This window comes from Cryobacterium sp. TMT3-29-2 (genome assembly GCF_004564305.1).
Lineage (GTDB): Bacteria > Actinomycetota > Actinomycetes > Actinomycetales > Microbacteriaceae > Cryobacterium > Cryobacterium sinapicolor.
On sequence record NZ_SOGK01000052.1, the window covers coordinates 22,493 to 31,120 of the forward strand.

Annotated in this window: 7 protein-coding genes; 5 read left to right on the forward strand and 2 right to left on the reverse strand. The window is 67.7% G+C overall.

From position 1 onward, the window contains the following. Positions 1-170 precede the first annotated feature (170 nt). From ileS to E3O67_RS06710, 5 genes are read left to right on the forward strand one after another with little or no spacing between them, the layout of a single operon-like run. Positions 171-3,662: an isoleucine--tRNA ligase gene (ileS, locus tag E3O67_RS06690; protein ID WP_135102291.1), complete on the forward strand. Its 3,492-nt coding sequence runs from the start codon at positions 171-173 to the stop codon at positions 3,660-3,662. After that, positions 3,655-5,202 (forward strand): folylpolyglutamate synthase/dihydrofolate synthase family protein, encoded by a 1,548-nt coding sequence (locus tag E3O67_RS06695; RefSeq protein ID WP_198418961.1) that lies wholly within the window; start codon positions 3,655-3,657, stop codon positions 5,200-5,202. The genes ileS and E3O67_RS06695 overlap by 8 nt, the downstream gene beginning before the upstream one ends. Further along, positions 5,199-5,576: a DUF4233 domain-containing protein gene (locus E3O67_RS06700; protein ID WP_166786990.1), complete on the forward strand. Its 378-nt coding sequence runs from the start codon at positions 5,199-5,201 to the stop codon at positions 5,574-5,576. The genes E3O67_RS06695 and E3O67_RS06700 overlap by 4 nt, the downstream gene beginning before the upstream one ends. After that, positions 5,573-5,995, forward strand: coding sequence for a nucleoside-diphosphate kinase (ndk, locus tag E3O67_RS06705; protein WP_134430565.1), 423 nt, complete (start codon positions 5,573-5,575; stop codon positions 5,993-5,995). Before E3O67_RS06700 ends, ndk begins: the two co-directional genes overlap by 4 nt. A gap of 59 nt (positions 5,996-6,054) precedes the next feature. Continuing rightward, positions 6,055-6,981 (forward strand): cytochrome b/b6 domain-containing protein, encoded by a 927-nt coding sequence (locus tag E3O67_RS06710; RefSeq protein WP_134430563.1) that lies wholly within the window; start codon positions 6,055-6,057, stop codon positions 6,979-6,981. A gap of 54 nt (positions 6,982-7,035) precedes the next feature. On the opposite strand, the gene E3O67_RS06715 is transcribed toward E3O67_RS06710, so the two are convergent. Further along, positions 7,036-8,379: an HNH endonuclease signature motif containing protein gene (locus E3O67_RS06715; protein ID WP_167726519.1), complete on the reverse strand. Its 1,344-nt coding sequence runs from the start codon at positions 8,377-8,379 to the stop codon at positions 7,036-7,038. A 135-nt stretch (positions 8,380-8,514) separates the two neighbouring features. After that, positions 8,515-8,628: integrase core domain-containing protein (locus tag E3O67_RS06720; protein ID WP_166786889.1), on the reverse strand; the 114-nt coding region annotated here is incomplete at its 5' end.

Consider the following 8,628-nt stretch of genomic DNA (forward strand, 5'->3'; position numbering starts at 1 on the left):
ACCGAACGGGTCGGGCCCGTCACAGCCTCAGAACAAGCGGTTTCCCAGGGCTTCGGCTTCGAGAGACAAGCGAGGTGGTACCGCGGCGAATCCCGTTCGGAGTCGGCGTCCTCGTGGAACAGGGGCAGATCTGTGAACGACAGAGCCTGCCCGACTCGTCCAGGAGAGACATGACGTACCCCAAAGGCCAGCAGTCCGGTTCCCCCGCCCAGCCCGGCGGCATCGTGCCCTCGCCGAACTTCCCCCAGATCGAAACCGACGTGCTCGCGTTCTGGAAGAACGACGGCACCTTCCAGGCGTCGATCGACAACCGGGCGGATGCCCCCGAGTGGGTCTTCTACGACGGCCCGCCGTTCGCCAACGGCCTGCCCCACTACGGCCACCTGCTGACCGGATACGCGAAGGACCTGTTCCCGCGGTTCCAGACCATGCGTGGCAAGCAGGTGCACCGCCGCTTCGGCTGGGACACCCACGGCCTACCGGCCGAACTGGAAGCCGAACGCGAGCTGGGCATCACCGACAAGAGCGAGATCGAGAAGATGGGCATCGGCGCCTTCAACGCCGTCGCCCGTAGCTCCGTGCTCAAGTACACCAAGGTCTGGGAGGAGTACGTCACCCGCCAGGCGCGCTGGGTCGACTTCGAGAACGACTACAAGACGCTCGACATCACCTTCATGGAATCCGTGATCTGGGCCTTCAAACGGCTGCACGACAAGGGTCTGGCCTATGAGGGCTACCGGGTGCTGCCGTACTGCTGGCGCGACCAGACGCCGCTGTCCAACCACGAACTGCGCATGGACGACGACGTCTACAAGATGCGCCAGGACCAGACCGTCACGGTCACGTTCCCGCTCGTCGGCGCCAAGGCCGAAGCCCTGGGGCTGACCGCCGTGCGCGCCCTGGCCTGGACGACCACCCCCTGGACACTCCCGACGAACCTGGCGCTCGCCGTGGGCCCCGAGATCGTCTACGCCGTCGTGCCGGCCGGGCCGAACGGCACCCCGGACGCGACGGTGCTGCGGGAGTCCGTTCCCGGGACGGATGCCGCGGCATCCGTCGCCTCCACCGAGGTTCTCGGCGCCGAATACCTGATCGCGATCGACCTGGTCGGCAACTACGCCAAGGACCTCGGCTACGACTCGGCGGCGGACGCCACCGCGGCGATCTCTCGCACCGTTCTCGGCACCGCCCTCGAGGGCGTCAGCTACGACCGCCTCTTCGACTACTACGCCGACACCGCGGTCTGGGGTACCCAGAACGCCTGGACGATCGTCGTGGCCGACTACGTCACCACCGCCGACGGCACCGGCATCGTGCACCAGGCGCCCGCCTACGGTGAGGAGGACCAGAAGCTCTGCGAGGCCGCCGGCATCCCGGTGATCATCTCGCTCGACGCGGGCGGCAAGTTCCTCGCCGACGTGCCCGAGGTCGCCGGCCAGCTCTGGAGCGACGCGAACAAGCCGCTCACCCAGCTGCTCAAGAACGAGGGCCGCCTGCTTCGACAGGCCAGCTACGAGCACTCCTACCCGCACTGCTGGCGCTGCCGCAACCCGCTGATCTACAAGGCCGTGTCGAGCTGGTTCGTGCGTGTCACCGACTTCCGTGGCCGACTGGTGGACCTCAACCAGGAGATCAACTGGGTGCCGGAGAACGTCAAGGACGGCCAGTTCGGCAAGTGGATCGGCAACGCCCGCGACTGGTCGATCAGCCGCAACCGGTACTGGGGCTCGCCGATCCCGGTCTGGAAGAGCGACAACCCCGATTACCCGCGCATCGACGTCTACGGCTCCCTCGACGAGCTCGAGGCCGACTTCGGCGTGCGCCCCACCGACCTGCACCGCCCCTACATCGACGCGCTCACCCGCCCGAACCCCGACGACCCCACGGGCCAGTCCACCATGCGGCGGATCACGGATGTGCTCGACGTCTGGTTCGACTCCGGGTCGATGCCGTTCGCGCAGGTGCACTACCCGTTCGAGAACGCCGACTGGTTCGACAGCCACAACCCGGCCGACTTCATCGTGGAGTACATCGGGCAGACCCGCGGCTGGTTCTACATGCTGCACACGCTCTCCACCGCCCTGTTCGACCGCCCCGCCTTCAAGAACGTGGTCAGCCACGGCATCGTGCTCGGCAACGACGGGCAGAAGATGTCCAAGTCGCTGCGCAACTACCCCGATGTGAACGAGGTATTCGATCGGGACGGTTCGGATGCCATGCGCTGGTTCCTGATGAGCTCCTCCGTGCTGCGCGGCGGCAACCTGATCGTCACCGAGGAGGGCATCCGCGAGGGTGCCCGCCAAGTCATGCTCCCGCTCTGGAGCACCTGGTACTTCTTCTCGCTCTACGCCAACGCGTCCGGTGAGAAGGGCTACGACGCCACCTGGCGCACCGACTCCACCGACGTGCTCGACCGCTACCTGCTGGCCAAGACCCGCGACCTGATCGTGGAGGTCACGGCCGACCTGGAGGCCCTCGACAGCACCCAGGCGACCGCCCGGCTCCGGGACTTCGCCGACGTGCTCACCAACTGGTACGTGCGCCGCTCGCGAGACCGGTTCTGGGCCGGCGCCGGGAGCTCGGTCTCGGGCTCCGGCTCGGGCTCGGGCTCGACAGGCGCGACCACCGCGAACGAGGCCTTCGACACGCTCTACACCGTGCTCGAAACCGTGACCCGGGTGGCCGCCCCGATGCTCCCGCTCGTCACCGAGCGCATCTGGCAGGGCCTCACCGGTGGGCGCAGCGTGCACCTGACCGACTGGCCCGACGCCGATCTGTTCCCCGGTGACACCGTGTTGGTCACGGCGATGGACCAGGTGCGCACCATCAGCTCCACCGTGCTGTCGCTGCGCAAGCAGGCCGGTCTGCGCGTGCGCCTGCCGCTGGCAACCCTTACCGTGGTCACAGTCGACACGGCGGCCCTGGCCCCGTTCGAGGGCATCCTTCGCGACGAGCTGAACGTCAAGAGCGTGCGCCTGGTCGAGCTGGCCGACGACAGCGCGAGCGCCTACGGCATCACCTCCCGGCTCACCGTGAACGCCCGGGCCGCCGGCCCGCGCCTCGGCAAGCAGGTGCAGCAGGTCATCAAGGCCGCCCGCGCCGGCGACTGGAGCGAGACCGCCGACGTCGTCACCGCCGGCGGCATCGAGCTGGTCGCAGGGGAGTACGAACTCGTGCTGCAGACCGGCCCGGCCGACGGTTCCCCCGTCGTCGACGACGCGGCGTCGGATGCCCCGGCCCTGGCCCTCCTGGCGGGCGGCGGTTTCGTGCTGCTCGAGACGCAGACCACGCCCGAACTCGAGGCGGAGGGCTTCGCCCGTGACCTGATCCGCGCCGTGCAGGACACTCGCAAGTCGGCCGGATTCGAGGTGAGCGACCGCATCCGTCTGGATCTGGTCTTCTACTCCACCGAGGACGCCGAGACCTTCGCCCTCGCGGCTGGCGTCGACGTCGCCGCGGAGACCCTGACCCTGCGGTTCGCGACCCATCTGGCCACGGAGGTGTCCGAGGACAGCCTCGCGCACGGCCTGCCTTCCGAGTGGCTGCAGAGCCTGGTCGGCGCCCCGGTGGAGCACTACGTACTCTTCCAGGGTGGTCAGTACGCCAACCGAGGGACCGTGCTGGTCGCCGTCGCCCGAGAGAACGGACTCGTCCATGTCTGAATCGAAGAAGCCCGAGTCGAAGAAGCCAGACTCCAAGAAGCCCGAGTCGAAGAAGCCAGACTCCAAGAAGCCCGAGTCGAAGAAGCCCGAGTCGAAGAAGCCCGAGTCCAAAAAGCCCGAGTCGAAGAAGCCCGAGTCGAAGAAGCCCGACTCCAAGAAGCCCGAGTCGAAGAAGTCGCGTCAGCCTGCCGATGCCGGTCGCGAGGCCGGGGATGCCGTCTTCGCCGCACTCCTCTCCCGGGTGGGCGAGGGGGCGCCGAAGCCGCGGTTGGCCCCGACCCGTCGGGCGCTGGAGCTGCTGGGTGACCCGCAGACGGTGTACCCGGTCATCCACATCACCGGCACCAACGGCAAGACCAGCACGAGCCGGATCACCGAGAGCATCGTGCGCGCCTACGGGCTGCGCACGGGGCTGATGACCAGCCCGCACCTGGTGCGGCTGAACGAGCGCATCGTGATCGACGGCGAGTCGATCACCGATGAGGCCCTGGCCGCGAACTGGGCCGACATCCAACCCTTCCTGGCCATGGTCGACGCGGAGCTCGCCGCCGCCGGCGACGATGCGCTCACCTTCTTCGAGGCGCTCACCGTGCTGGCCTACGCCTGCTTCGCCGACGCCCCCGTCGACGTCGCCGTGATCGAGGTCGGCATGGGCGGCGAGTGGGACTCCACCAACGTCGCCGACGGTCAGGTGGCCGTGTTCACGCCCATCGCCCTCGACCACACCCTGCGTCTCGGCGACACCATCGCCGAGATCGCGCGCACCAAAGCCGGCATCATCAAACCGTCCGCCGCTGTGGTCTCGGCCCGGCAGGACGAGGCCGCGCAGGCGGAACTCGAACGCGCCGTCGAGCTCACCGAGTCGACCCTCGCCGGTGAGGGCGAGGAATTCGCGCTGCTCAGCAGCCAGGTGGCCGTGGGCGGGCAGCTCATCTCGGTGCGCGGCCTCGCCGGCATCTACTCCGACCTGTTCCTGCCGTTGTACGGCACGCACCAGGCCCAGAACGCGGCCGTCGCGATAGCCGCCGTCGAGTCCTTCCTCGGGGCCGGCACCACGGCGCTTTCCCACGACCTGGTCGAGGAGGGCCTCGCGCAGGTCACCTCGCCCGGACGCCTGCAGTTGGTCGGCATCGCACCGACCGTGCTGGTGGATGCCGCGCACAATCCCCACGGCGCCGCCGCCCTCAGCACGGCGCTGGCCGACTACTTCGATTTCGACGAGATCGTGGCCGTGGTGGGCATCCTCGCCGACAAGGACGCGACCGGCATCATCGCCGCCCTGGCCCCCCAGGTGGTTCGGTTCCATGTCACGCAGTCGCAATCCGAGCGCGCGATCGGCGTGGACGACCTCGCCGACCTGGTCGCCAGCGTCGGCAGCGAGGAGACCACCATCCGGTTCGACGACGTCGCGCAGGCAGTCGATTCCGCCCGGGACTGGGCACTCGAGTCGCCGAAGCGGGCCGTGATCGTGACCGGTTCGATCACCCTCGTCGGCGAAGCCATCATCCTGGCCGACGCCCGGGAATGGCTGGCGAAATGACGCCCGCACCGCGCTCGGTCAAGCGCACCCTCGCGACCATCGTGCTCGGCTTCGAGGTCATCGTGGTGGCCCTCGCCGCCCTGGTGATCTTCGGCCTGCAGGCGCTGCCACCCTGGCTCGCCCTGGGTGGGGGAGCAGCGCTGGGCCTGGCCATGGTGGCCGTGCTCGCCCTGCTCCGTTTCGAATGGGCCTATGTCGCAGGCTGGGTCCTCCAGCTGATCATGGTCGCCGCCGGCTTCCTCAACCCGGCCATGTTCTTCGTCGGCGGCATGTTCGCCGCCATGTGGGCGTACTGCATGATCGCCGGCTCCCGGATCGACAACCAGAACCAGAACTTCCCCGACAACGACAGCATCGAGAAAGAGAAATCATGAGCACCCAGGTCCAGGAAACCCTTGTATTGGTCAAGCCGGATGGCGTTGCCCGCAATCTCTCCGGTGAGATCCTGCGCCGCATCGAGCAGAAGGGGTACTCCCTCGTCGACGCGAAGCTCGTACAGGCCGACCGGTCCCTCCTGGCCGAGCACTATGCCGAGCACCAGGGCAAGCCGTTCTTCGAACCTCTCGTCGAGTTCATGGAAAGTGGCCCGATCTTCGTGCTGCGCATCGCCGGCGAACGTGTGATCGAGGGGTTCCGCTCTCTGGCCGGCACCACCGATCCGACCACCGCCGCTCCCGGAACCATCCGTGGTGACTTCGGTCGCGACTGGGGCACCAAGGTGCAGCAAAACCTCGTGCACGGCTCCGACTCGCCCGAGTCGGCCGACCGCGAACTCGCCCTCTGGTTCGCCTGACCGCTCATTAGCGGGCGCTGACATCGTCTGTGTTCCGACTGACTAGAAAGCCTCAACCCATGCCGTATGCCCGGAGCCCCTGGACCAAGCTGGGCCCCTGGACCAAGCTCTGGTGGGCCATCCCACTGGCGATCGTCCTGCTGGCCGCCGTCGTGCTCGCTGCCCGGGGCATCCGTGCCTTGCCCGCGACGCAGGCGTTCCTGGTCGACTTCCCGGGTGCCTCGCCGCTGCCGGTCTGGGCCCCCGTCGGCTTCCCGGCATGGCTGGCCTGGCAGCACGGCCTGAACGTCTTCTTCCTGCTCTTCATCGTGCGGTCAGGGTGGCAGATCCGCTCGGCAGGGCGACCGAGCATGTTCTGGACCCGGCGCAACACCGGCCTTCTCCGCACCAGGCGTGCCCCACGCCGGATGGGCATCAACGTCTGGCTGCACCTCACGGTCGACGCCCTGTGGGTGCTCAACGGAGTCGTCTTCTACGTGCTGCTCTTCGCCACCGGCCAGTGGGTGCGCATCGTCCCGGTCAGCTGGGACATCATCCCGAACGCGCTCTCGGCCGCCCTCCAATACGCCTCGCTGGACTGGCCGGTGACCGACGGCTGGGTGAACTACAACGCCCTTCAGACCCTGAGCTACTTCAGCATCGTGTTCGTGGCCGCGCCGCTCGCCCTGGCCACGGGCATCCGTCTGTCACCGCTCTGCACGTCGCGTCGACTCGGCGCACTGATCCCGCTGAGACCGACCAGGGCCGTGCACGTGGGCGTGATGGTCTTCTTCCTCGCTTTCATCGTGATCCACGTCACGCTGGTGTTCGCCACCGGCGCCCTCCGCAACCTGAACCATATGTATGCCGCCCAGAGCGACGACGGCTGGACCGGCTTCTGGATCTTCGCGGCCTCTCTGGTCGTGATGCTTGTGGCCTGGTTCGCCGCGGGCCCTCGGCTGGTTCGCGCCGTTGCGTCCCTCGGCGGAACCGTCACCACCCGCTGAGCCACCCGGTGGTCGAGCCCGTCGAAACCCCACCGACGTGCCGTCACAACGCGCTCAGAACGGCGCCGGTTCCCCCGAATCACCCGGCCGCATCGGCTTTACCGCCTTCGCCGGCGTGCGCCTCGATGCACGGATCATCGTGGCCGGCTCGCTGATGAACGTGCGCCCGGTCGGCGAGGTCCACTTCAGGGTGCCGTCCGGGAGGTGCACGTAGGTCCATCGGGTCTCCGACTTCAGCGCATGGTCGGCCGGACACAGATGCGCGAGGTTGTCGTGCTCCGTCAGCCCGCCGAACTGCCAGTCGAGGGTGTGGTCGATTTCGCACTGTGTTGCGGCCCGGCGGCACCCGGGGTACCGACAGGTCTCGTCCCGCACCTGCAGGTATTGTCGCAGTTCTTTCGGCACCTTATATCGGGTGCGCCCGACCGAGAGCACCGCTTCAGTCTCGGGGTGGGTCAGGATCCGGATGAAGCTGGGCGCTCGGGCCGCGATGTCGCGGGCGGTGTCCGGGTCGATCGGCCCGTATCCCTCGAGGTGCCCGGGTTCTTCGGAGTGGCCGAGCAGCGTCATCACCGGCACGGTCACGTGCACCGAGCCGCGGATTCCCTTGCCGACCCCTGTCGCGGTGACCCCGTTGAGGATGAGGTCGTCGAACACGTCCGCCCGCAACTGTGTGAGCGTTCGGCCCTCATCGGGGCCCTGCAGGCTCATCCCCACCACCGTGAGCCGGTCGTACCCGGCCTTCACCTTCTCCGCCGAATCGAACCAATGCAGCGAGGCCATCCCGTCGGCCTCGGGCTCGAAAATCACCTTGCGGTCGGCCACCGATTTCTGGTGCCGGGCTGTGATCGACTCCGGGTGCAGTCGTTCCCGCATGATCCGGGCCTTATACCTCAGGTTGGCCACGGTCAGGTGCGGAGCGGATTTCAACAGGGCCTCTTCGAAACCGGCCAGTGCCTCTGTGGGGAGGGACCAGGCCTGGTCCATGATCGCCTGCGCGTGCCGGTACGTGATCGACCCGTCTTGCAGCGCGGCCCGGGTGGCGGGCAGCTCATTCATCAGGGTGCGGCTTTCGGCGATCAGGGTCTCGGTCGACCGCACCGGCAGCCGCAGCGTGCAGGCCAGCTCGGACACGAACTCCCTCTCGGCGACCATGGCAGCGTCCCACCGGGCCCGGGGCACCCCGACCGCGACACTGGTCAGTGCCGTGGGTGCCTCCCTGGCCTTGTCGTTGGCTGCCTGGGCCGCGTTCCGGGCCAGGGCTTCGGCGAACCGGCGGGCCTGATCGACCTGTTCGGCCCGGCGGGCGTCGACCCGGGCGGACTCCGCCTGCGTCTCCCGGATCGCATCGAAATGACTACCCAGGTGTTCTAGCTGTTCACTGTCGGAAGGCTTCATGAGACACACGTTACGGGTGACCACTGACATTCCGAGCCTCAGAACTGTGTCCGTCCGCGCCCTGTGGATAACCTGATCAAACCCACATTGTGGAGGAGTAGAGGCCAGCGCTCCGGGGCCCGGTGCGGGCATCCGCTAGGTGTACTTCCCATTGACGTTGTGAACGCGGTCGATGGGTGATTTGCCGCCGATGCCGGTATGGGGCCTGTGGTGATTGTAGCTATGGATCCAGTCTTGGTATGCGTCGGC